General features: G+C 69.5%; 23 protein-coding genes. 16 read left to right on the top strand and 7 right to left on the bottom strand.

The window, feature by feature from the left end:
- The first annotated feature begins 4 nt into the window (after positions 1-4).
- Positions 5-802, top strand: a complete 798-nt coding sequence (locus IBL25_RS05255) for an SDR family NAD(P)-dependent oxidoreductase (RefSeq protein WP_187777501.1) — start codon at positions 5-7, stop codon at positions 800-802.
- On the opposite strand, the gene IBL25_RS05260 is transcribed toward IBL25_RS05255, so the two are convergent.
- From IBL25_RS05260 to fabD, 6 genes are all read right to left on the bottom strand, one after another.
- Positions 789-1,673, bottom strand: a complete 885-nt coding sequence (locus tag IBL25_RS05260) for a DMT family transporter (protein ID WP_187777502.1) — start codon at positions 1,671-1,673, stop codon at positions 789-791. The two genes, IBL25_RS05255 and IBL25_RS05260, sit on opposite strands and share 14 nt — an antisense overlap.
- Positions 1,670-2,638 (bottom strand): endolytic transglycosylase MltG, encoded by a 969-nt coding sequence (gene mltG / locus IBL25_RS05265; RefSeq protein WP_187777503.1) that lies wholly within the window; start codon positions 2,636-2,638, stop codon positions 1,670-1,672. The genes IBL25_RS05260 and mltG overlap by 4 nt, the downstream gene beginning before the upstream one ends.
- A 67-nt stretch (positions 2,639-2,705) precedes the next feature.
- Positions 2,706-3,989, bottom strand: coding sequence for a beta-ketoacyl-ACP synthase II (gene fabF, locus IBL25_RS05270; RefSeq protein ID WP_187777504.1), 1,284 nt, complete (start codon positions 3,987-3,989; stop codon positions 2,706-2,708).
- 53 nt (positions 3,990-4,042) lie between these two features.
- Entirely contained in the window at positions 4,043-4,282 is a 240-nt protein-coding gene (locus IBL25_RS05275) for an acyl carrier protein (protein ID WP_120637424.1), read from the bottom strand.
- A gap of 118 nt (positions 4,283-4,400) precedes the next feature.
- On the bottom strand, positions 4,401-5,138 hold the full coding sequence (fabG, locus tag IBL25_RS05280) for a 3-oxoacyl-[acyl-carrier-protein] reductase (RefSeq protein WP_187777505.1): 738 nt from the start codon (positions 5,136-5,138) through the stop codon (positions 4,401-4,403).
- A 16-nt stretch (positions 5,139-5,154) separates the two neighbouring features.
- Entirely contained in the window at positions 5,155-6,111 is a 957-nt protein-coding gene (gene fabD / locus IBL25_RS05285) for an ACP S-malonyltransferase (RefSeq protein WP_187777506.1), read from the bottom strand.
- Between the two features lie 304 nt (positions 6,112-6,415).
- Between fabD and rpsF the strand changes: the two genes are divergently transcribed.
- The 10 genes from rpsF (at position 6,416) to IBL25_RS05335 (ending at position 14,814) form a co-directional block, all read left to right on the top strand.
- On the top strand, positions 6,416-6,895 hold the full coding sequence (gene rpsF, locus IBL25_RS05290) for a 30S ribosomal protein S6 (RefSeq protein WP_187777507.1): 480 nt from the start codon (positions 6,416-6,418) through the stop codon (positions 6,893-6,895).
- A gap of 6 nt (positions 6,896-6,901) precedes the next feature.
- Positions 6,902-7,180: a 30S ribosomal protein S18 gene (gene rpsR / locus IBL25_RS05295; RefSeq protein ID WP_187777508.1), complete on the top strand. Its 279-nt coding sequence runs from the start codon at positions 6,902-6,904 to the stop codon at positions 7,178-7,180.
- Positions 7,181-7,212: 32 nt separating this feature from the next.
- Positions 7,213-8,151, top strand: coding sequence for a DUF2232 domain-containing protein (locus IBL25_RS05300; RefSeq protein WP_187777509.1), 939 nt, complete (start codon positions 7,213-7,215; stop codon positions 8,149-8,151).
- An 18-nt stretch (positions 8,152-8,169) separates the two neighbouring features.
- Positions 8,170-8,739, top strand: coding sequence for a 50S ribosomal protein L9 (rplI, locus tag IBL25_RS05305; protein ID WP_187777510.1), 570 nt, complete (start codon positions 8,170-8,172; stop codon positions 8,737-8,739).
- Positions 8,740-8,942: 203 nt separating this feature from the next.
- Positions 8,943-10,175, top strand: coding sequence for an SAM-dependent methyltransferase (locus IBL25_RS05310; protein ID WP_187777511.1), 1,233 nt, complete (start codon positions 8,943-8,945; stop codon positions 10,173-10,175).
- 69 nt (positions 10,176-10,244) lie between these two features.
- Positions 10,245-11,750 carry a replicative DNA helicase gene (locus tag IBL25_RS05315; RefSeq protein ID WP_187777512.1) on the top strand — a complete coding sequence of 502 codons (1,506 nt, stop codon included), beginning with the start codon at positions 10,245-10,247 and terminating at the stop codon, positions 11,748-11,750.
- A complete protein-coding gene (gene alr, locus IBL25_RS05320) occupies positions 11,737-12,807 on the top strand; it encodes an alanine racemase (RefSeq protein ID WP_202986687.1) in 1,071 nt (356 codons plus the stop codon). The genes IBL25_RS05315 and alr overlap by 14 nt, the downstream gene beginning before the upstream one ends.
- 15 nt (positions 12,808-12,822) lie before the next feature.
- Positions 12,823-13,608 (top strand): MlaE family ABC transporter permease, encoded by a 786-nt coding sequence (locus IBL25_RS05325; protein WP_187777514.1) that lies wholly within the window; start codon positions 12,823-12,825, stop codon positions 13,606-13,608.
- Positions 13,605-14,384: an ABC transporter ATP-binding protein gene (locus tag IBL25_RS05330; protein WP_187777515.1), complete on the top strand. Its 780-nt coding sequence runs from the start codon at positions 13,605-13,607 to the stop codon at positions 14,382-14,384. Before IBL25_RS05325 ends, IBL25_RS05330 begins: the two co-directional genes overlap by 4 nt.
- A 4-nt stretch (positions 14,385-14,388) precedes the next feature.
- Positions 14,389-14,814 (top strand): VOC family protein, encoded by a 426-nt coding sequence (locus IBL25_RS05335; protein WP_187777516.1) that lies wholly within the window; start codon positions 14,389-14,391, stop codon positions 14,812-14,814.
- Here IBL25_RS05335 and IBL25_RS05340 read toward each other — a convergent pair.
- Entirely contained in the window at positions 14,811-15,983 is a 1,173-nt protein-coding gene (locus tag IBL25_RS05340; protein WP_187777517.1) for an MFS transporter, read from the bottom strand. The genes IBL25_RS05335 and IBL25_RS05340 overlap by 4 nt on opposite strands.
- Before the next feature lie 182 nt (positions 15,984-16,165).
- Here IBL25_RS05340 and radA point away from each other — a divergent pair, with 182 nt between their 5' ends.
- From radA to IBL25_RS05365, 5 genes are all read left to right on the top strand, one after another.
- Positions 16,166-17,605, top strand: coding sequence for a DNA repair protein RadA (gene radA / locus IBL25_RS05345; RefSeq protein WP_187777518.1), 1,440 nt, complete (start codon positions 16,166-16,168; stop codon positions 17,603-17,605).
- Positions 17,606-17,640: 35 nt separating this feature from the next.
- Positions 17,641-18,201 (top strand): CvpA family protein, encoded by a 561-nt coding sequence (locus IBL25_RS05350; RefSeq protein ID WP_187777519.1) that lies wholly within the window; start codon positions 17,641-17,643, stop codon positions 18,199-18,201.
- Positions 18,202-18,238: 37 nt separating this feature from the next.
- Positions 18,239-19,732: an amidophosphoribosyltransferase gene (purF, locus tag IBL25_RS05355; RefSeq protein WP_379656012.1), complete on the top strand. Its 1,494-nt coding sequence runs from the start codon at positions 18,239-18,241 to the stop codon at positions 19,730-19,732.
- A gap of 5 nt (positions 19,733-19,737) precedes the next feature.
- Complete coding sequence (locus IBL25_RS05360) at positions 19,738-20,454, top strand: SDR family NAD(P)-dependent oxidoreductase (protein ID WP_187777521.1); 717 nt, start codon at positions 19,738-19,740, stop codon at positions 20,452-20,454.
- A gap of 114 nt (positions 20,455-20,568) precedes the next feature.
- Entirely contained in the window at positions 20,569-21,567 is a 999-nt protein-coding gene (locus IBL25_RS05365) for a DUF4214 domain-containing protein (protein ID WP_187777522.1), read from the top strand.
- Positions 21,568-21,598: the final 31 nt, after the last annotated feature.

The following is a 21,598-nucleotide window of genomic DNA, read 5'->3' on the forward strand; positions in this document are numbered from 1 at the left end:
CAGGATGCAAGACGTGACGGATCTGCCTTGGGCGCATGTCGCCATCACCGGTGCCTCTTCCGGCCTTGGCCGTGCCCTGGCGCTGGCCAATGCGGCGCCGGGCCGGGTGCTGCATCTGGCGGCGCGCGACACCACCCGGCTGGAGGATACCGCCGCAGCCTGCCACGCCCTGGGCGCCGAGGTCATGGCGACGCCGCTGGATGTGCGTGATGCCGCCGCCTGCGCCGCCTGGGTGAATGGCATGGGACGGATCGACCTGCTGCTAGCCAATGCCGGGATCTCCGGCGGCACCGGCGGCGGCACGGAGCCTGGGGAGCAGGTGCGCGCCGTCTTCGAGACGAATCTCAACGGCGTGCTGAACACCGCCCTGCCCGCCATGGCCCGCATGGCCACACAGGCGCCAGGGGCGGATGGGCTGCGCGGGCGGATCGGCATCGTCGCCTCCGTCGTGGGCTTCGTGGCGGCGCCCAGCGCGCCGGCCTATTCCGCCAGCAAGGCGGCCGTGCAACGCTGGGCGGAGGCCACGGATGCCACCCAGCGGCGGCGCGGCATCCGGCTGCACAGCATCTGCCCCGGCTTCATCCGCACGCCGATGACAGCGCCCAACCGCTTCCCCATGCCCTTCATGATCTCGCCGGAGGAAGCGGCGCGACGCACCCTGGAAGGCATCGCCTCCGGCCGGCAGCGGGTCGCCTATCCGCGCCGCACCTATGCGCTGTTCCGGCTGCTGGGGATGCTGCCGCCCGGGCTGATGGCCTGGGCCTCCCGCGCCGTGCCGGCCAAGGATGTCAGCGCCGCGTAGTCATCCAGACGCCGGCCAGCACCACCAGGCCGCCGAGCAGCACCTGCGGCGCCGGCCATTCCTCCAGCCAGGCCGCGCCCACCAGCGCGGCGAAGAGCGGCTGCAGGTAGCTGACCATCGAGGCCTTGGCCGCCGGCGCCCGCCCCAGCAGCGCGATGAAGAGCGACAGCGGCACCGCCGAGCAGGCCACCCCCAGCAGCAGCAACACCAGCCAGATCTCAGCCGGCTGGTCCAGCACCGCCACGCCATGCAGCGCCAGGGCCATCGGCGCCGCCACCAGCATGGCCACCACCTGCTGGCCCAGCACCAGATGCTCCGGCACCTCCGGCCGCACCCGGCGGACATAAACGGTGCCCAGGGCATAGGAAGCGGCGGTGCCCAGCATCATCAGCGCGGCACCCAGGTCCGCGCCCTCCGTCAGGGCGGCTGGCCCCAGGATCAGCCCGATGCCCAGCAGGCCCAGCAGCAGCCCCGCGAAGGTGGCGGGACCCGGCTTCTCCTCCCGCAGCAGCAGCAGGCTCATCATCCCCACCAGCAGCGGGGAAGCGGATTGGATCAGCGCCGCCGGGGCGCTCTCGATGCCGCGCATGGCGGTGGCGGTCAGGATGTTCGGCACCCAGCCATTCAGCGTGCCGACGGCCAGGATATGCCACCAGGTGGCGCCGCGCGGCCGGGAAAGCTTGCCTGTCACGGCCAGGAAGGCCAGCACCGCGAGGGCCGAAAGCAGCGCCCGCACCGAGGCCACCGCCAGCGGCGGCATGGCCGGCGCGACGAAGCGCAGCAGCGGAAAGGCCGAGCCCCAGAGCCCCGCGATCACCAGAAGCCGCAGCCAGAGCCCGGAGGCCGAAAGCGGCGCCGCGGCCGCACTCACCGTGGGGCGGCTCGCTGCCGCTCGATCTGCCGCCAGCGGGCGACGTTGCGATTATGCTCTTCCAGCGTGCGGGCAAAGGCATGGCCGCCGCTGCCATCGGCGACAAAGTAGAGGTCGTCGCTCTCCGCCGGGTGCAGCACCGCTTCCAGGGATTTCTCGCCCGGGCTGGCAATGGGCCCCGGCGGCAGGCCGCGTACACGATAGGTATTGAAGGGATGGTCGCGGTCCAGGTCCGCGCGCGTCAGCGGCCGCTCCAGTAGCGCGCCATCCGCGGCGGCATAGGCCACGGTAGGATCGGATTGCAGCGGCATGCCGCGCTTCAGCCGGTTCAGGAAGACGGCGGCGACGCGTGGCCGCTCCTCCGGCATGCCGGTCTCGCGCTCCACGATGGAAGCCAGCACCAGCGCCTCGCGCGGGGTTTCCAGCGGCAGGCCGGGGCTGCGGTCCTTCCAGAGCCGTTCCAGCGCCGCGCTCATGGCGGTGGTGGCGCGGCGCACCAGGGCGGCGCGGGTATCGCCATACTGGTAGGAATAGGTCTCGGGCAGCAGCGCGCCTTCATCCAGCGCGGGAGTATCGCCGGTCAGGCCCGGCGCGGCATCGATCAGGGCGGCGATCTGCTTGGCCGTCAGCCCTTCCGGCAGGGTTAGGCGGCGCTGCACCGGCCGGGCCTCGCGCAGCACCTCCAGCACCTGCTCCAGCGAACCATGGGCGGGGAAGAGGTATTCACCGGCCCGCAGCGGCCCTTCGGAACGCGTCAGCCGGGCGGCCAGCGTGAAGGCGCGGGCATCGCGGATGGCGCCCCGCTCCACCAGCACCTCGGCAATGGCCTGGGAACTGCCGCGCGGCACCACGATGGCGGTCGCCTCGGCCAGGGGGCCGGGGGAAACATACTGCTCCCGCGCCCACCAGGCGCCACCGCCCGCCAGCAGGACCAGCACGAGAAGGACGATCAACGCCTTGCGCATGGGCCCTCGCTCAAGAAAGGGAAGACTTGCCGGGGATCACGGCTCCCCGGCCGGCCGGATCAATGGATCAGGACGCCTTGCGGAACAGGATGGAGGCGTTGGTGCCGCCAAAGCCGAAGCTGTTGGACAGCGCCACGTCGATCTTGCGCTCCTGCGGCTGCAACGCCACGCGGTCGATCACGCTCTCCCGCGAGGCCTTCTCCAGGTTCAGCGTCGGCGGAGCCACGCCGTCCCGGATCGCCAGGATCGAGAAGATGCCTTCCACCGCGCCCGCCGCGCCGAGCAGATGCCCGATGGCCGACTTGGTGGAGGACATGGCCAGACCCTTGGCGGCATCGCCGAACATCCGCTCGACCGCCTCCAACTCCAGGTCGTCGCCCAGCGGCGTGGAGGTGCCGTGCGCATTGACATACTGGACCTGGTCCGGCGTGACGCCGGCATTCTTGAAGGCCGCCTTCATGGCACGATAGGCGCCGTCATGGCCCTCGGCGGGCGCGGTGATGTGATAGGCGTCACCGGACATGCCGTAGCCGATCACCTCGCCATAGATCTTGGCGCCGCGCTTCTTGGCGTGCTCGTATTCCTCGAGCACCATCACGCCGGCACCCTCGCCCATCACGAAGCCGTCGCGGCCCTCGTCCCAGGGACGGGAAGCCTGTTCCGGCGTGTCGTTGAAGGCGGTGGAGAGCGCGCGGGCCGAGCAGAAGCCGGCGATGCCGATCTCGCAGACCGCCGCTTCCGTGCCGCCCGCCACCATCACATCGGCATCGCCGAGCGCGATCAGGCGCGCGGCATCGCCCAGCGCGTGCACGCCGCTGGCGCAGGCCGTGACCACCGCGTGGTTCGGGCCCTTGAAGCCATACTTGATGGAGACATGGCCGGAGGCGAGGTTGATCAGCGCCGCCGGGATGAAGAAGGGCGACAAACGCCGCGCGCGGCCGGAGCTGACCAGCTGCGAGGCATTGTAGATCTCGGGCAGGCCGCCGATGCCGGAGCCGATCATCACGCCCGTGGCGCAACGGTCTTCCTCCGACTCCGGAACCCAGCCGGAATCCTCAACCGCTTCCGTGGCCGCCACGAGGGCGAGCTGGATGAAGCGGTCCATCTTCTTCTGGTCCTTGACCGGGATGAACTCGTTGAAGTCGAGCTTACCCTCGGCGCGGGAACCGGAAGGCACCTCGCCGGCGATCTTCGCCGGCAGGTCCTTCGGGTCGAAGAGGCTAATCGGGCCGATGCCGCTTTCGCTGGCAAGCATCCGCTGCCACACATGCGCGACGCCGACCCCGAGAGGGCAGGCAATGCCCATCCCGGTGACGACGACGCGGCGCGGCGTCGTCAGAGAACCGAACACGCGTGCAACCTCCCGATTCTTAGTCCTCTAGAAGCGCAAGTCCGAAGGGGGCCTCAGGCCGCCTTCTGCGCCTCGATATAGTCGATCGCGTCCTTGACGGTCGTGATCTTCTCGGCGGCGTCGTCCGGGATCTCGACCCCGAAGGCCTCCTCGAACGCCATCACCAGCTCGACGGTGTCGAGGCTGTCGGCACCCAGGTCGTCAATGAACGACGCTTCGGACGTCACCTTGGCCTCTTCGACGCCGAGATGCTCGACAACGATCTTCTTCACCTTGTCGGCGGTATCGCTCATGACGCGATGTCTCCTGCTGGAACGCTGCCTGCGGCGGCGGGAGGGAACAGCCCCTCCCATGGCCCGCGCGGGCTTAACACGGAAGCTTCACGGGGAACAATTCCCCCCGCGAAGTGGTTCAGATCATCGCCATCCCGCCGTTGACATGCAGGGTGGCGCCGGTGACCCAGCCGGCTTCTTCGGAAGACAGATAGGCAACGGCCGCCGCAATATCAGTGGCCTCCCCCATCCGTCCCATCGGAATCCGTTCCATCAGCCGCGCCTTCTGCTGCTCGTTGAGCGCATCGGTCATCGGTGTGGCGATAAAGCCCGGGGCCACCACGTTCACCGTGATGCCGCGGGAAGCGACTTCCTGCGCCAGCGCCTTGCTCATGCCGATCAGGCCGGCCTTGGCGGCGGCGTAGTTCGCCTGCCCCGGATTGCCGGTGACACCGACGATCGAGGCAATGGAGATGATGCGGCCCGCCCGGCGCTTCATCATCCCGCGGATGGCGGCGCGCGCCAGGCGGAAGGGGGCGGCCAGGTCGACCTCCAGCACATCCGACCAGTCCTTGTCGGACATGCGCATCGCCAGCCCGTCGCGGGTGAAGCCGGCGTTGTTGACCAGGATGTCCAGCTTGCCGAAGGCGCCTTCCACCTGCTCCACCAGCGCCGCCGGGGCGGCGGGGTCGGTCAGGTTGGCCGGCGCCACCAGGGCGCCCTCGCCCAACTCGGCGGCCAGGGTCTCCAGCACCTCGCGGCGGGTGCCGGACAGCGCGACCTTGGCGCCCTGCTTGTGCAGCGCGCGCGCGATCTCGGCGCCGATGCCGCCGGTCGCGCCGGTGACCAGCGCCACCTTGCCTTCGAGGCTGAACATATCCCGGTGGTATCCCTTACAGGCTCTTGAGGAAGGCCTCGATATCGGCGGGCGAGCCCACCGACATGGCCTGCGCATCCGGCGCCAGCCGCTTGGCCAGCCCGGTCAGCACCTTGCCGGAGCCGATCTCGACGAAGCGGTCCACGCCCAGCTCCAGCATGGTGCCGACGCATTCGCGCCAGCGCACCGTGCCGGTCACCTGCCGCACCAGCAGCTCGCGGATCTCGGCCGGGTCGGTCGCCTTGGCGGCGGAGACATTGGCCACCAGCGGCACCACCGGCGGGCGCAGCTCGGCCTGCGCCAGCGCCTCGGCCATGGCATCGGCGGCGGGCGCCATCAGCGAGGAATGGAAGGGCGCCGAGACCGGCAGCAGCATGGCGCGCTTGATGCCCTCGGCCTTGGCCAGCTCCACCGCGCGCTCCACGGCGCCGCGGTGGCCGGAGATCACCACCTGGCCGCCACCATTGTCATTGGCGGCCTCGACGATCTCGTGCCGCCCCTCGGGCCCCTCGGCGGCGCGGGCGCAGATGGCGGCGGCCTGGGCCATCTCCGCACCCAGCAGGGCCGCCATGGCGCCCATGCCCGCCGGCACCGCCTTCTGCATCGCATCGCCACGCAGACGCAGCAGGCGGGCGGCGGTGGGAACGTCGAAGGTCAGGGCGGCGGCCAGCGCGCTGTATTCGCCGAGCGAATGGCCGGCCACCAGCGCCACGCGGGACTTGAGGTCGAAGCCGCCTTCCTGCTCCAGCACCCGCAGCACGGCCAGCGAGACGGCCATCAGCGCCGGCTGGGCATTGGCGGTCAGCGTCAGCTCCTCCGCCGGCCCCTCGAACATGAGGCGGGAGAGGTTCTGCTTCAGGGTCTCGTCGACGGCCTCAAAGACCTCGCGCGCGGCGGGGAAGCTGGCGGCGAGGTCGCGGCCCATGCCGACGGCCTGGCTGCCCTGGCCTGGAAATACAAAGGCAAGCGGCATGGGGCGAAATGTTTCCCACGTGTGAATGGCGGCGGCGGGGTAGAGGCGGGGCGCGCGGGTGTCAAGAAATCCTTGGCAATATTATGGCCCCGCAGCGCCGTCATTCATCCCCCGCATCCCGATTCCGGGCACCTGTGGCCTTTAAGCCCGGCCCTTCCCCCGAATCCTTTGACTTGGGCACCGCCGCCGTGCTTAACGCCGCCCACCCTGCCGGGCGCGTGGCATCGCGCCCGGCTATGCCCGTTTGCGCTTTGCGGCATGGTGCCGCGAAGCCCCGGGGCTGAGACAGCCACAGGGAGACACCATGCCGCTTTACGAAACCGTGCTCATCGCGCGGAACGACCTGACGCAGCAGCAGGTCGACACCATCACCGACCAGATCTCCTCCGTCATCACCGAAGCCGGTGGTGAGGTGAAGAAGCGCGAGTACTGGGGCCTGCGCGGCCTGGCGTACCGCATCAAGAAGAACCGCAAGGGTCACTACGTGCTCCTCGGCCTCGACTGCCCGGCCTCCGCCGAGCAGGAGATGGCGCGCCAGCTCGGCCTCAACGAGGACGTGCTGCGCCACATGACCATCCGCGTCGAGGCGATCGACCCCGAGGCTCCCTCCGCCATCCTCGCCAAGCGTGGCGACGACCGCGAGCGTGACCGCAGCTTCCGTGGCCCCCGCCCGGCTGGCCGCTTCGGTTCCGGCCGTGGCCGCGAGCGTGGCGACGACCGCGAGGAATTCCGTGCGCGTCCGCGCGACGAGATGGACGGCGGCAACGCCGGCGGCGAGGAGTAAGAGAGCATGTCCGAGACCACCGACCTGAACCCCGCTGCCCGCCGCCCCGCCGTTGGCGCGCGCCGCCCGTTCTACCGCCGCCGCAAGTCCTGCCCCTTCTCCGGCCCCAACGCGCCGAAGATCGACTACAAGGACGTGCGCCTGCTCTCTCGCTTCCTGAGCGAGCGCGGCAAGATCGTGCCGAGCCGCATCACGGCCGTGTCGGGCAAGAAGCAGCGTGAGCTGGCGAACGCCATCAAGCGCGCCCGCTTCCTGGCCCTGCTGCCCTACGTCATCAACGACTGAGCCGGGCTGAGACGAGAAACGGACATCCTGGCTTGAGCACCAACCAGCCATCGACCGGCCTGGCCAACGACCCGCGATTCCTCGCGGGGGCGGCGGGCGGGCTTGTCTCGGCGCTGGCGGCGCTCTGGGCCTTCCACGGGCTGCCGCTGGGCGCGATCCTGTTCTGGCTCGCCCCGCTGCCGCTCTGCCTCGCGGGGCTGGGCTTCGGCCTGCCGTCCTTCCTCATCGCCGTGGCGGTGGCGGGGGTGGCCCTGCTGGTGGACAGCATCAGCATGCTGCCGGCGCTGATCTATCTCGGCGCCTTCGGCATGCCGGCGACCCTGCTGCTGGTCACGGCCCTCCGCGGGCTGGCGCATGGCGGGGGGCATCTCGCCCTCGGCTTGCCGCTGGCGCTGCTGGGCCTCTGGCCGGCGGCGGTGCTGCTGCTCGCGGCCTTGTCCCTGGCCAGCCCCGAGGGTGGCCTGGAGCATGCGCTGCGGGAGGCGGTGTCGGCGGGCCTGGTCCATATGGGCGTGGAAGAGCCGGAAGGGCTGGTGACGCAGGTCATCCGCCTGCAGGCGGCGGCCATGGCGCTGTGGCTGGCTGTTGTGCTGACCGGCAATGCCGGGCTGGCGCAGTGGCTGCTGCGACGCCAGGGCCTGGCGCTGGCGCCGGAGACGCGCTGGAGCACGGCGCGGCTGCCCCGCTGGTACCCTGCCCTGCCGGCGCTCGCCGCGGCGGCCTGGCTGCTGGCGGACCCGGCGCATGCGCTGGTGCCGCTGTCGGTCTGCCTGGTGCTGCTGGTGCCGATGGTCCTGCAAGGGCTGGCGGTGCTCCACACCCGGCTGCGGCCGGCCAAGGCGCGCGCGCCCCTGCTGGTGCTGATCTATGTCCTGCTTCTCGTCTTCAGCCTGCCCGGCGCCATCATGCTGGTGGCACTGGGCCTCGTTGACCAATTCGGGCGCCGTAACCCGCCGCCCGCCAACACCTGAGATCGGGGTTCAAAACCGATGATCGAAGTCATCCTGATGCAGCGGGTCGAGAAGCTCGGCCAGATGGGCGAGCTCGTCTCCGTCCGTCCGGGCTATGCCCGCAACTACCTCTTGCCGCAGGGCAAGGCCATCCGCGCCAGCAAGGCGAACCTCGAGCGCTTCGAGCAGGAGCGCGCCCAGCTTGAGGCGCAGAACCTGAAGCGCCGCGAGGAAGCCGAGCGCGTGGCCGAGCGGATGGACGGCCTGTCCGTCATCATCATCCGCCAGGCCGGCGAGTCCGGTGGCCTCTACGGCTCCGTCAGCGCCCGCGACATCGCGGACGCCGCCAAGGAAGCCGGCCTGACCATCAACCGCAGCCAGGTCCTCCTGGAGCAGCCGATCAAGACGACAGGCCTGACCACCGTCCGCGTCGAGCTGCACCCGGAAGTCCACCTGCCGCTGACGGTCAACGTCGCCCGCTCCCCGGAAGAAGCCGAGAAGCAGGCGCGTGGCGAGGACCTGCGCGCCGAGCAGCAGGCCGAGGACGAGAGCCTGGAGGCCGAGCTGGCCGCCGAGCTGTCCGAGCTGGGCGCTGCCACCGAGGAATAAGCCCTTCTTCCAGGGCTGAAGGAGAAAGGGCGCTTTCCGCGAGGGGAGCGCCCTTTTTCGCGCCTTGTTCCAATCGGCGGCGCCGGTTGTAACGAATGGAATACCGCGATGAAGTCTTCGTAACACCCGCCCAGGCTTGGCTGGACAAGCTCGGCCCCCAATTGCCACGATCACCTTTCGTGGTGAAAGAGGAAGGCTCGGGCATGCTGTTCGACCGTATTCTGTCCCGCTTGATCCAATGTGGGACCCTGACCGTCCGCTACCCGGATGGCCGCATTGTGGAATATCGCGGCACCGACGGCCCCAGCGCAGGCCTGGAAATCCGCAGCAAGCCTGCGCTCTGGCGGTTGTCCACCAATCCCACCCTCGCCTTTGGCGAGGAGTACATGGAGGGCAACATCGCCCCCATGGACTGCTCGCTCTACGACCTGACCGAGCTGATGTCGATCAACCTGATGCGGGGCAGCTTCAGTCACCCGGCCGAGGGCATCATGGAAAAGGTGCGCTGGGCCCGCCGGCGCTTCGACCAGCTCAACCCCGCCAGCCGCGCCCGTCGCAACGTGGCGCATCACTACGACCTCAATGGCCGCCTCTATGCCCTCTTCCTGGACCGGGACCGGCAATATTCCTGCGCCTATTTCCCCACCGGGAACGAGACGCTGGAGGAAGCGCAGCTGCTGAAGAAGCGGCATATCGCCTCCAAGCTGAAGTTCGACCGGCCGGGCCTGGAGGTGCTGGATATCGGCTGCGGCTGGGGCGGCATGGCGCTGCATCTGGCACGGGAGCACGGCGCCCGCGTCACCGGCATCACGCTGTCCACCGAGCAGTTGGAAGTGGCCCGCGGCCGCGCGGCCGAGGCCGGGCTCTCGGACCGGGTGAAGTTCGAGCTGATGGACTACCGGGACTGGAAGCGGCCGGTGGACCGCATCGTCTCGGTCGGCATGTTCGAGCATGTGGGCATCGACCACTACAAGACCTTCTTCCGTACCGTGAAGAGCGCGCTGAAGGAGGACGGCGTGGCGGTGATCCATGCCATCGGCCGCTCGGACGGCCCCGGCAGCACCAATGCCTGGATCTCCAAGTACATCTTCCCCGGCGGCTATTCCCCGGCCCTGTCCGAGGTGCTGCCGGCGGTGGAGAAATCCGGCCTCTGGGCCACGGATATCGAGGTGCTGCGGCTGCACTATGCCCATACCATCGCCCACTGGCGCCGCCGCTTCGCCGCCAACCGGGACGCGATCCAGAGCCTCTATGACGAGCGCTTCTGCCGCATGTTCGAATTCTACCTGGTCGGCTCGGAACTGGCCTTCCGCTACATGGGCCACATGAACTGGCAGCTGCAGCTGACCCGCAAGGTGGACACCCTCCCCCTCTCCCGCGACTATATGGTGGAGGCCGAGCGGCGTGTGGCGGAGCAGCCACGCGAGGATGCCTGAGGCAAAGCATCCCCGTTATCCACAGCCTCCCTCTCGCCTGAGGGGGGCCGGACAGGGTAGTCTGGGGGCATGAACAGCGTCCCCCAGACCGATGGCCTGCTCCGCGTCTCTCAGCGCCAGCCGCCAGCGAACCTGCAGGCGGAACAGGCGCTGCTTGGCGCGCTCCTGGCCAACAACAAAGCCTATGAGCGTGTTTCCGAATTCCTGGCGGCGGAGCATTTCGCCGACCCGGTCCATGGCCGCATCTATGCCGCCATCCAGCGGCGCATCGAGGCCGGCCAGCTCGCGGATGCGGTGACCCTGCGCGGCGAATTCGCCCATTCCGGCCTGCTGGATGAGCTGGGCGGGCCGGAATACCTGGCCCGGCTGATCTCGGCCATGGTCGGCATCATCAATGCCGGCGACTATGGCCGCATCATCCATGACGCCTGGCTGCGCCGCCAGCTGGTGGACCTGGGCGAGACGGTGGTGAACCGCGCCTTCGGCACCGATGAAGGGCTGGAAGGCCGCGAGCAGCTGGAAGCCGCCGAGCAAGCGCTCTTCGACCTGGCCAAGGATGGCGGCAACGAGGGCGGTTTCGTGCCCTTCGGCCGCGCCCTGACCGAAGCCGTCACCATGGCCGAGAAGGCTTTTACGAGTGGCGGCGGCGTGTCCGGCCTCTCCTCCGGCCTGCGGGACCTGGATGCCAAGACCGGCGGGTTGCATCCCTCCGACTTGCTGATCCTCGCCGGCCGCCCCGGCATGGGCAAGACCGCGCTGGCCACCAAGATCGCCTTCGGCGCCGCCCAGTCCATCCTGCGCGCGGCCGAGGACGAGCATGGCCCCGGCGCCGTGCCCAAGGGCGGCTGCGCCATCTTCTCGCTGGAAATGAGCGCGGACCAGCTCGCCACCCGTCTCCTCTCCGAAGCCTCCCGCATCTCCGGCGACCGCATCCGCCGTGGCGAGATCATGCAGCGGGACTTCGACAAATTCGTGGAAGTCTCGCGCGAGCTGGCGCGCCTGCCGCTCTATATCGACGACACGCCGGCCATCACCATCTCGGCGCTCCGCACCCGCTGCCGCCGCCTGAAGCGGACACGCGGCCTCGACTTCATCGTGGTGGACTACCTGCAGCTGATGCGCCCCGCCGCCGGCTCCCGCCCCGAGAACCGGGTGCAGGAGATCAGCCAGATCACCCAGGGCCTGAAGGCCATCGCCAAGGAACTGGCGGTGCCGGTGATGGCGCTGTCCCAGCTCTCCCGCCAGGTCGAATCCCGCGAGGACAAGCGGCCGCAGCTCTCGGACCTGCGCGAATCCGGCTCGATCGAGCAGGACGCCGACATGGTGATGTTCGTCTATCGCGACGACTATTACCTGAAGATGCAGGAGCCGAAGCAGGCAGCCTTCGACAAAGGCGAGAAGTTCGAGGAAGCCCATACGGCCTGGATCGAGCGGATGGAGAAGGCCCATAACCGTGCCGACCTGATCGTGGCCAAGCAGCGCCACGGCCCCACCGGCACCATTCCGCTCTTCTTCGAGGCCGAGTTCACGCGCTTCGGCGATCTCGACATCACCCATGGCCATGACGGTTACTGAGGCTGCCGAGGCGACTCTCGAAGTCGACCTCGCGGCCATCACCGCCAATTGGCGCGACCTCGGCGCCCGCCATGGCGCGCCCGTGGCCGGCGTGGTGAAGGCCGATGCCTATGGGCTCGGCGCCGCTCCGGTGGCGCGGGCGCTGGCCGGGGCCGGCTGCCGCCACTTCTTCGTGGCCCAACTGGCCGAGGGCATGGCGCTGCGGCAGGCGCTGGGCGCCGGGCCGATGATCGCCGTGCTCGGCGGCTTCCCGCCCGGCGCGGATGCCGGCGCCGGGCTGACGCCGGTGCTGAACGGCCCCACCGATATCGCTGCCTGGCAGGCCGCCGGGGCGCCCGGGGCCGGCACCATCCTGCATCTCGATACCGGCATGGAGCGCCTGGGCCTTTCCCCGGCCGAGCGGGCCGCCCTTCCCCCCGGGGCGCTGGACGGGCTCGGCCTGCGCTATGTGATGACGCACCTGGCCTGCGCCGATGAGCCGGAGCACGAGCTGAACCGGCTGCAGCCCGCCCGCTTCGCCGAGGCCGCCGCGGCCTTCCCCGGCATCCCCCGCTCCCTCGCCAATTCCGCCGGCATCTTCCATGGCGCCGCCATGGCCTCGGACCTCGGCCGGCCGGGCTGCGGGCTCTATGGCATCAACCCGACTCCGGGGCTGCCGAACCCGATGCGGCAGGTGCTGCGCCTGACCGTGCCGGTGCTGCAGGTGCGGCAGGTGGCGGCCGGCACCCCGGTGGGCTACGGCGCCACCTGGGTGGCGAAACGTGACAGTCGGATTGCCACCATTGCCGCGGGCTATGCCGATGGCTACCTTCGCGCCCTGTCCAGCCGGGGCATCGGCATTGTCGCCGGGCGCCCTGTGCCGCTGGTAGGCCGGGTTTCCATGGATCTCATCACCCTCGACGTCACCGACCTGCCCGACCTTCGCCCCGGTGACCGGGTGGAGTTAATCGGCCCGGCGCAGACGCCGGACGATGTGGCGGCGCTGGCCGGCACCATCGGTTACGAGGTCATGACATCGCTCGGCGCCCGCTACCGGCGCCAATACCGGCCGGCATGATACGGCGGTCCTGAATTGAACGTCATCCTGAACTTCCTGGCGAGCCTCGGGCGCGCCGTGCTCGGCCTCTGCCGGCGCGCGGGCGCCATCGCGCTCTTCGCGGCCGAGGGTCTCTCGCACCTGCTGCGGCCGCCCTTCTACCCGCGCATGTTCCTCCGCGCCTTTGTGGAGATCGCTTATTTCTCCCTGCCGGTGGTGTCGCTGACGGCGGTCTTCACCGGCATGGTGCTGGCGCTGCAATCCTATTCCGGCTTCTCCCGCTTCGGGGCGGAAAGCGCCATCGCCAATGTGGTGGTGCTCTCCATCACGCGTGAGCTTGGCCCGGTGCTGGCGGGCCTGATGGTGGCGGGCCGCATCGGCGCCGCCTTCGCGGCCGAGATCGGCACCATGCGCGTCACCGATCAGGTGGATGCGCTGACCACCCTCTCCACCAACCCCATGAAGTACCTGGTGGCGCCTCGCCTGCTGGCCGGCACCCTCGCCATGCCGCTGCTGGTGGTGGTGGCGGATGTGCTGGGCGTGATGGGCGGCTGGATCATCGGCACCGCCAAGCTGGGCTTCGGCTCCGCCACCTATCTGAACGCCACGCTGAACTTCATGCAGCCGATGGATGTGATCTCCGGCCTGGTGAAGGCGGCGGTCTTCGGCTTCATCGTGGCGCTGATGGGCAGCTACCATGGCTATAACAGCCGTGGCGGCGCGCAGGGCGTGGGCGCGGCCACCACGGCGGCCGTGGTCTCCTCCTCCATCCTCATCCTGGCGCTCGACTACATCATCACCGAGATGTTCTTCGCCCAATGAGCGGCTCCTCCACCCCCAAGATCCGCCTGCGCGGCCTCAGCAAGTCCTTCGGGCCTAAGCAGGTGCTGGATGGCGTGGACCTCGACGTGCAGGCCGGCCATGGCATGGTCATCCTGGGCGGCTCGGGCTCCGGCAAGTCGGTCACCATCAAGTCCATCCTGGGGCTGATCCAGCCCGATGCCGGCATCATCGAGATCGACGGCCAGAATGTCCTGACCATGCCGCGGCGGGAGCGCGAGGCGCTGAACGACCGCATCGGCATGCTGTTCCAGAATGCCGCGCTCTTCGACAGCCTGCCGGTCTGGGAGAATGTCTGCTTCAAGCCTCTGGCCCAGAAGCGCATCACCCGCACCCAGGCGCGGGACAAGGCGGCCGAGGTGCTGGCGCAGGTCGGCCTCGCCGGCAGCGTCGGCGACCTCTACCCGGGCGAGCTTTCGGGCGGCATGCAGAAGCGCGTGGGCCTGGCCCGCGCCATTGCCGGCGACCCGGATATCATCTTCTTCGACGAGCCGACCACCGGCCTCGACCCCATCATGGGCGCGGTGATCGACGGGCTGATCGTGGATTGCGTGAAGCGCCTGGGCGCCACGGCGGTCTCCATCACGCATGACATGGCCAGCGCCCGGCGCATCGGCGACACGGCGGCCATGATCCACAAGGGCCGAATCGTCTGGACCGGCCCCGCCGCCACGCTGGGCGAGACCGGCAATGCCATGGTGGACCAGTTCGCGCGCGGGGAGCGCGAAGGGCCCATCACCATGGAATTGCGGAAATAGCCCGGTGGAGCAGCGCCTCAGCCTGATCACGCTGGGCGTGCCTGATCTGGCGGCGGCCACCGCCTTCTACGAGGCTCTGGGCTGGCGGCGCGGGATGCGCGCGGCCGAGGGCGTCTCCTTCTTCCAGGCCAGCGGCATGATCCTCTCGCTCTATGGCTGGGAGGATCTGGCGCGGGATTCCGGCCTGGCGCCGGAAGGCCAGGGCTTTCGTGGCTTCAGCCTCGCCTACAATGCCCGGACGCGGCAGGAGGTCGACGCCGTGCTGGCGGAAGCCGCCGCCGCCGGTGCCCGCATCACCAAGCCAGCGCGGGAAACCGACTGGGGCGGCTATGCCGGCGCCTTCGCGGACCCCGCTGGCCACCTGTGGGAAGTAGCCTGGAACCCGGGCTTCCCCATCGGCCCCAATGGCGCGGTGACGCTGCCGGACTAGGCCACCGGCGGCAGCCGGCGCAGCAGCAGCAGCGCCGCCAGGGTCGAGACCGCCCCCACCAGGAAGGGCGCGGCCGAGCCGCCCAGCGTCGCCGCCAGCCCCAGCAGCGGCCCGCCCAGGCCTAGCGCAAGATCGAAGAAGGCGATGAAATTGCCGACCGCCTGCCCACGCTGGGCGGCGGGCACGCAGCGCGTGGCCTCCACCCCCATGGCGGGAAAGACCAGCGAGAAGCCGAGGCCGGTGACCACCGCGCCCAGCAACGCCGGGAGCGGACCCGGCGCCCACCACAGCAGCAATTGCCCGAGGAATTGCAGCGCCAGCGAGGCGATGCCGACCCGCATGCCCCCCTGCCGGTCCGGCAGATGCGCCAGGAAGAGCCGCACCAGGATATAGGCGGCCACGAAGCCGATCATGCCGAGCCCCGCCCCCGCCCAGCCCCGCGCCTGGTAGTGCAGCGCCAGGAAGGTGGTCATGGCGACAAAGGACAGGCCGGAGAGCGCCAGCACCGTCCCTGGCATCCAGACCAGCCCCACCACGCGGTGGAAGGGCAGCCGCAGCCCGCCCGAGCCGGGGAAGCCGCGTAGCCCAAGGGCGATGCCGGTGGCCAGCAGCGGCGCCAGAATGGAGAGCAGCAGCACGGTGTCGAAGCCGCCGTCTTGCAGCAGCCACAGGCCCAGCGGCGCGCCGGTGCCCAGCGCCGCATACATGGCGATGCCCTGCCAGGCCATGACCTTGCCGGTGCGCGCCGGGCCCATGCGGCCAATGCCCCAGGTCATGCTGCCGGTCAGGAAGAAGCTTTCCGCTGCCCCCAGCATGGCGCGCGCCAGCAGCAGCAGCGGCACCACCAGCAGGCTGTCGGCGGGCAGCAGGATCGTGGCCGGCAGCATCACCAGCCCCGAGAGCGCCGCCAGCGGCAAGCCGATCAGCGCCGAGCGGCGCGGCCCGTAGCGGTCGCAGACCGTGCCGGCGGCATGCCGCGTCACCACCGTCATCAGCGATTGCGCGCCGATCACGGCGCCCACCAGTGCCGGGCTGAAGCCCATGGCGTCATGCAGGTGGATGGCCAGCGCCGCCAGCGGCGTGCCCACGGCCAGGAAGCCCAGGAAGACAATGACGACCAGCGGGCCCATGGCGGCCTTGGTGCTCATCGGAACGGAAGAAGAGGACATGCGGGAACAACGCCATTCGGCCGGCGCGCGGAAGCCGGCGCCGGGTAGGGGATGCGTTGATTGACGTGAACGCTTACGCGCCAGGGCGTCCGGCCCAGGCGTATGCCTCGCGTTTCGCTGCGCCCCGCGCCGATGTCAAGCCGGCCTACCGCCTGTGCGCGGTTTGTTCTATATCCACAGGCATGGCCAAATCCGTCACCCGCTTCGTCTGCCAGAATTGCGGCGCCGTTTACCCCAAGTGGCAGGGGCGCTGCGATACCTGCGGCGAGTGGAACACCATCGCGGAGGAAGCGGCCGAGTCCCGCCCCTCCGGCCCCACAGGCAAGAGCAGCGGCGGGCGCAAGATCGAATTCGTCGGCCTGAAGGGCCGCGCCGAGCCGCCGCCGCGCACCCGCACCGGCCTCGCGGAACTCGACCAGGTGCTGGGCGGCGGCTTTGTGCCCGGCTCCATCGTGCTGGTGGGCGGTGACCCGGGCATCGGCAAGTCCACCATCCTGCTGCAGGCGGCGGCCAAGGTGGCGTCCGCCGGCAAGCGCACGCTCTATATCTCGGGCGAGGAGGCCATCGACCAGGTGCGCATGCGCGCCCAGCGCCTCGGGCTGGCCGACAGCCCCCTGGCGCTGGCCGCCGCCACCAGCCTGCGCGACATCGCGGCCTCCCTGGAGGAAGAACGCGACGCCACGCTGGTGATCATGGATTCCATCCAGACCGTCTGGCTGGACAGCCTGGATTCCGCGCCCGGCACCGTCTCCCAGGTCCGCGCCTGCGCCGCCGAGCTGGGGCGGCTGGCCAAGACGCGCGGCTTCGCGCTGGTGCTGGTGGGCCACGTGACGAAGGAAGGCACCCTCGCCGGCCCGCGCGTGCTGGAGCACATGGTGGATGCCACGCTCTATTTCGAAGGCGACCGCGGCCACCAGTTCCGCATCCTGCGCGCGGTGAAGAACCGCTTCGGCGCCACGGACGAGATCGGCGTCTTCGAGATGACGGACCGGGGGCTGGTGGAGGTCTCCAACCCCTCCGCCCTCTTCCTGGCGGAGCGGCGCGGCAATATTTCTGGAAGTGCCGTCTTCGCGGGGATGGAGGGTTCGCGCCCGGTTCTGGTGGAAATCCAGGTGCTGCTCTCCCCTTCCGCCAATGGTGGCTCCCCCCGCCGGCAGGTGGTGGGCTGGGATTCCGGGCGGCTGGCCATGCTGATGGCGGTGCTGGAATCCCGCGCCCGCGTCGGCCTCGGCCAGAACGACGTTTATCTCAATGTCGCCGGTGGGCTGCGGGTGGGGGAGCCGGCGGCGGATCTCGCCGTGGCCGCGGCGCTTGTCTCGGCCGCCACCGACCGCCCGACCCCGCCTGACATGGTCTTCTTCGGCGAGGTCGGCCTCTCGGGTGAGGTGCGGCAGGTCTCCCAGACCGATACCCGGCTGCGGGAGGCCGCCAAGCTCGGCTTCTCCGCCGCCACCCTACCCCGCCGAGTCGCGCGCGGCGGCCGCGCGCCCGCCGCCCCCGATGGCCTGCGGCTTTCCGAGATCGGCCATCTGGCCGATCTGGTGGCGCCGCTGGCCGCCAGCGCCAAGCCGAAGCCCGCTACCCGCAAATCCGAGAAGGCCGAAGCCACCGAGGAGGGCTGACACCGCGCCATGGCCCCGGTATAGGCTGCGCCACGATGACCTGGGTCGACGGCCTTGTTCTCGCGGTGCTCGCCCTTTCGGCGCTCATCGCCTATTTCCGGGGCTTGGTGCGGGAGGTGCTGGGCATCGGCGCCTGGGCCGGCGCCATTGCCTTTGCGCTTTATGCCCAGCCGGCGGCCAAGCCACTGGTCATGAAATACCTGACCACCGAGTGGATGGCGGAACTCGCCGCCCTCGCCATCGCCTTCCTGCTCGCCCTGCTGGTGCTGAAGCTGCTGATCGCCTGGTTCGCCGGGCTGGTGCGCCATTCCGTCCTCGGGGGGGTGGATCGCGCCCTCGGCATCGTGTTTGGCCTCGCGAGAGGTGCTTTCCTGCTCGTACTCGCCTATATCGTCGGCGGGTTGTTCCTGCCTGCCACCGAGCTTTGGCCCGAAGCGGTGCGGAATGCCCGGACCCTGCCGGTGGTGGCGGATGCGGCCCAGGCCGTTGTGTCGTTCCTGCCGGCCGAATACCGCCCGCGTCTGCCGGAGCTGCCTGACCGCGGCCTGCCGAGCATGGACGAATTGCTGCGCCCTCCCGCCCGGGGGCGCACCTGACGACCCTTCCGGTTGCTGGCCGGGAACGAGGATGCCGATGCAGTCCATGCTGACCACCAATCCCTGGGACACCGAGACCGGGAACGACGACCATTTCAAGGAAGAATGCGGCGTCATCGGCGTCTGGAACGCCGCCGACGCGGCGGCGCTGACGGCGCTCGGCCTGCACGCCCTGCAGCATCGCGGGCAGGAAGCCGCCGGCATCGTGGCACTCTCCGAGAAGGGCGTCTTCAACGCGCACCGCGCCCAGGGGCTGGTGGGCGACAATTTTTCCAGTGCCAAGGTCATCGCGGCCCTGCCCGGCCGCACCGCCATCGGCCACAACCGCTACGCCACCACCGGCGAGACGGCGCTGCGCAACGTCCAGCCGCTATATGCCGACTTCGAGTTCGGTGGCCTGGCCGTGGCCCATAACGGCAACCTGACCAATGCCGGCGTGCTGAAGCGCGCCCTGGTCCGCCGCGGCTGCCTCTTCCAGAGCACCACTGACTCGGAAGTCTTTGTCCATCTCATCGCCATCAGCCTCTACGCCAATGTGGTGGACCGGCTGATCGACGCGCTGAAGCAGGTGCAGGGCGCCTATTCCCTGATCGCGCTGCATGATGGCGCCATGATCGGCGCGCGCGACCCGCTGGGCGTCCGCCCGCTGGTGCTGGGGCGCCTCGGCCCGGCCGAGGCCGGCTCCTGGGTGCTGGCCAGCGAGACCTGCGCGCTGGACATCGTCGGCGCCGATTTCGTGCGCGACGTCGAGCCGGGCGAGATCGTGGTGATCGACCAGTCCGGGCTGCGTTCCATCCGCCCCTTCGGGCGGCAGCAGAGCCGCTTCTGCATCTTCGAATACATCTACTTCGCCCGCCCCGATTCCATCGTGGAAGGCACCCCGGTCTATGAGACCCGCAAGCGCATCGGCGCCGAGCTGTCGCGCGAAAGCGGGGTCGAGGCCGATGTGATCGTGCCTGTGCCCGATTCCGGCGTGCCGGCGGCCATGGGCTATGCGGCCGAGAGCGGCATTCCCTTCGAGCTCGGCATCATCCGCAACCACTATGTCGGCCGCACCTTCATCGAGCCGACGGACAGCATCCGCCATCTGGGCGTGAAGCTGAAGCATTCCGCCAACCGCCCGATGATCGAGGGCAAGCGCGTGGTGCTGGTGGATGATTCCATCGTGCGCGGCACCACCTCCCGCAAGATCGTCGAGATGGTGCGGCAGGCCGGGGCCAAGGAAGTGCATATGCGCATCTCCTCGCCCCCCACGACCAACCCCTGCTTCTACGGCATCGACACGCCGGAACGCGCCAAGCTGCTGGCCGCCAATCACGACGTGGAGGAGATGGCGCGCATCATCGGCGCCGATAGCCTCGCCTTCATCTCGCTGGACGGCCTCTACCGCGCCCTGGGCCATGCCAAGCGCGACGGTGTCAGCCCCGCCTATTGCGACGCCTGCTTCACCGGCGACTATGCCATCCCGCTGACCGACCTGGCTGGCCCCGCCGAGCGCACCCCGGCGCTGCTGGCCGCCAACGGCGTCTGACCCGCATGAACGACAAGCCTTTGCAGGGCCGCGTGGCCCTGATCACCGGCGCCAGCCGCGGCATCGGCGCCGCGCTGGCCGTGGAAATGGCCCGCCAGGGCGCCCATTGCGTGCTGATCGCCCGCACCCAGGGCGGGCTGGAGGAAACCGACGACGCCATCCGCGCCGCCGGCGGCCAGGGCGCCACGCTGCTGCCCTTCGACCTCGTGAAGAACGAGGCGCAGATCGACAGCATCGGCCCCTCCATCGTTGAGCGCTTCGGGCGGCTCGACATCCTGGTCCATAACGCGGGCGAGTTGGGCAAGCTGACGCCGGTGGCGCATATCGACCCCAAGGACTGGGCCAATGTGGTGGGCGTCAACCTCACCGCCGCCTGGCGCCTGATCCGCACCTGCGACCCGCCGCTGCGCGCCTCCGATGCCGGGCGGGCGGTCTTCGTCACCTCCGGGCGGGTGCAGCGCCCCAAGGCCTATTGGGGGGCTTATGGCGCCACCAAGGCGGGCATGGAGCACCTGGTGCAGACCTGGGCGCAGGAGGTGGAGAAGACCTCGCTGCGCGTCAATCTCTTCGACCCCGCCGTGGTCGCCACCCGCTTGCGCTCCAGCGCCATGCCGGGCGAGGACCCGGCCAGCATCGCCCAGCCGGCCGATGTGGCGCCGATGATCGCCGCGCTGTGCCAGCCAAACCTGACACGGCACGGGGAGACCGTGGCGGCGGCCTGAGGGCCGCGATGCGCGCCGCCACCTCATGTGGCGGCGCGAAAAACCACGCTGTGATCTGGCCGGACGCAACCGACCTCAGCCTGGAGGGTTTCTGCCGCCGTAGGAGGACCCGACATGGCAAGCATCACGAAGTACCAGATCCCCCCTGCTTCCGGCGTTTTCACCGGCACCAATGGCGCGAATACCTATAACGGCACCAACGCCTACGATCTCGGGCAGTTCGACGCCGGCCGCCGCGACGCGATCATCGTGAACAACGATGTCGGCCCCATCAACGTCACCAGCCGCGCCGGCATCGACACCATCAACAGCATCGAGACGCTGATCTTCGTCGATGGGCGCGAGGTCTATAACCCCGAGGATGCCGCGGCGCAGGTGACGCGCCTCTACCACGCCGCGCTGGGGCGGGATGCGGACCAGGGCGGCCTGAACGGCTTCATCCAGGTGTTGGATAACGGCGGCAAGCTGTCCGATGTCGCGAACAGCATGATCAGCGGTAGCGAATTCACCAGCCTCTTCGGCGCGAACCTGAACAACACGCAGTTCGTCGAGGCGCTCTACCAGAACATGCGCGGCTCGGCGGCCTCGCCGGCCGAGATCTCGGGCTGGAGCATCCTGATCGACAAGGGCGAGATGTCGCGCGCTGACGTGGCCGTGCAATTCGCCGAATCGGCGGAGAACCGCGCGATTACCGCCAGCATCGTAGCTGACGGCATCTGGGACCGCGATGAAAGCGCTATCGCCATCGCCAACCTCTACGACACGGCCTTCGACCGCCTGCCGGATCTGGGCGGCCTCTCCTCCTGGGTGTCGCTGCTGCATACCAGCAACCTGTCCGTGAAGGCTGTCGCAGACTCATTCTATAGCAGCAATGAAGCTGCCGGGCTGCGCGGGTTGAACGACGCTGACTTCATCAATGCCATCTACAACAATGCGCTGGAGCGTAATGCCGAGCAGGCAGGCCTCGATAGCTGGGTCGCGCAACTGAACGGCGGCATGTCGCGCGCTGAGGTGATGCTCGCCATTTCCGACAGTGCAGAGCATCAGCAGATCACCGCAGACCAGTTCCAGAGCGATAATCCGCTGAGCTACGGCGTCAGCCTTATCGCCTGAGCCAAGGACAGCAGACAGCGAAAGGGGGCCC

Origin of the sequence: Pseudoroseomonas ludipueritiae (assembly GCF_014490445.1) — a bacterium.
Classification (GTDB): Bacteria; Pseudomonadota; Alphaproteobacteria; order Acetobacterales; family Acetobacteraceae; genus Pseudoroseomonas; species Pseudoroseomonas ludipueritiae.

Coding starts and splice junctions, on each gene's coding strand:
- IBL25_RS05255 (WP_187777501.1), top strand. CDS start 5: ATGCAAGACGTGACGGATCTGCCTTGGGCGCATGTCGCCATCACCGGT.
- mltG (WP_187777503.1), bottom strand. CDS start 2,638: ATGCGCAAGGCGTTGATCGTCCTTCTCGTGCTGGTCCTGCTGGCGGGC.
- IBL25_RS05275 (WP_120637424.1), bottom strand. CDS start 4,282: ATGAGCGATACCGCCGACAAGGTGAAGAAGATCGTTGTCGAGCATCTC.
- fabG (WP_187777505.1), bottom strand. CDS start 5,138: ATGTTCAGCCTCGAAGGCAAGGTGGCGCTGGTCACCGGCGCGACCGGC.
- fabD (WP_187777506.1), bottom strand. CDS start 6,111: ATGCCGCTTGCCTTTGTATTTCCAGGCCAGGGCAGCCAGGCCGTCGGC.
- rpsF (WP_187777507.1), top strand. CDS start 6,416: ATGCCGCTTTACGAAACCGTGCTCATCGCGCGGAACGACCTGACGCAG.
- rpsR (WP_187777508.1), top strand. CDS start 6,902: ATGTCCGAGACCACCGACCTGAACCCCGCTGCCCGCCGCCCCGCCGTT.
- rplI (WP_187777510.1), top strand. CDS start 8,170: ATGATCGAAGTCATCCTGATGCAGCGGGTCGAGAAGCTCGGCCAGATG.
- IBL25_RS05310 (WP_187777511.1), top strand. CDS start 8,943: ATGCTGTTCGACCGTATTCTGTCCCGCTTGATCCAATGTGGGACCCTG.
- IBL25_RS05315 (WP_187777512.1), top strand. CDS start 10,245: ATGAACAGCGTCCCCCAGACCGATGGCCTGCTCCGCGTCTCTCAGCGC.
- alr (WP_202986687.1), top strand. CDS start 11,737: ATGACGGTTACTGAGGCTGCCGAGGCGACTCTCGAAGTCGACCTCGCG.
- IBL25_RS05330 (WP_187777515.1), top strand. CDS start 13,605: ATGAGCGGCTCCTCCACCCCCAAGATCCGCCTGCGCGGCCTCAGCAAG.
- IBL25_RS05340 (WP_187777517.1), bottom strand. CDS start 15,983: ATGTCCTCTTCTTCCGTTCCGATGAGCACCAAGGCCGCCATGGGCCCG.
- radA (WP_187777518.1), top strand. CDS start 16,166: ATGGCCAAATCCGTCACCCGCTTCGTCTGCCAGAATTGCGGCGCCGTT.
- IBL25_RS05350 (WP_187777519.1), top strand. CDS start 17,641: ATGACCTGGGTCGACGGCCTTGTTCTCGCGGTGCTCGCCCTTTCGGCG.
- purF (WP_379656012.1), top strand. CDS start 18,239: ATGCAGTCCATGCTGACCACCAATCCCTGGGACACCGAGACCGGGAAC.
- IBL25_RS05360 (WP_187777521.1), top strand. CDS start 19,738: ATGAACGACAAGCCTTTGCAGGGCCGCGTGGCCCTGATCACCGGCGCC.
- IBL25_RS05365 (WP_187777522.1), top strand. CDS start 20,569: ATGGCAAGCATCACGAAGTACCAGATCCCCCCTGCTTCCGGCGTTTTC.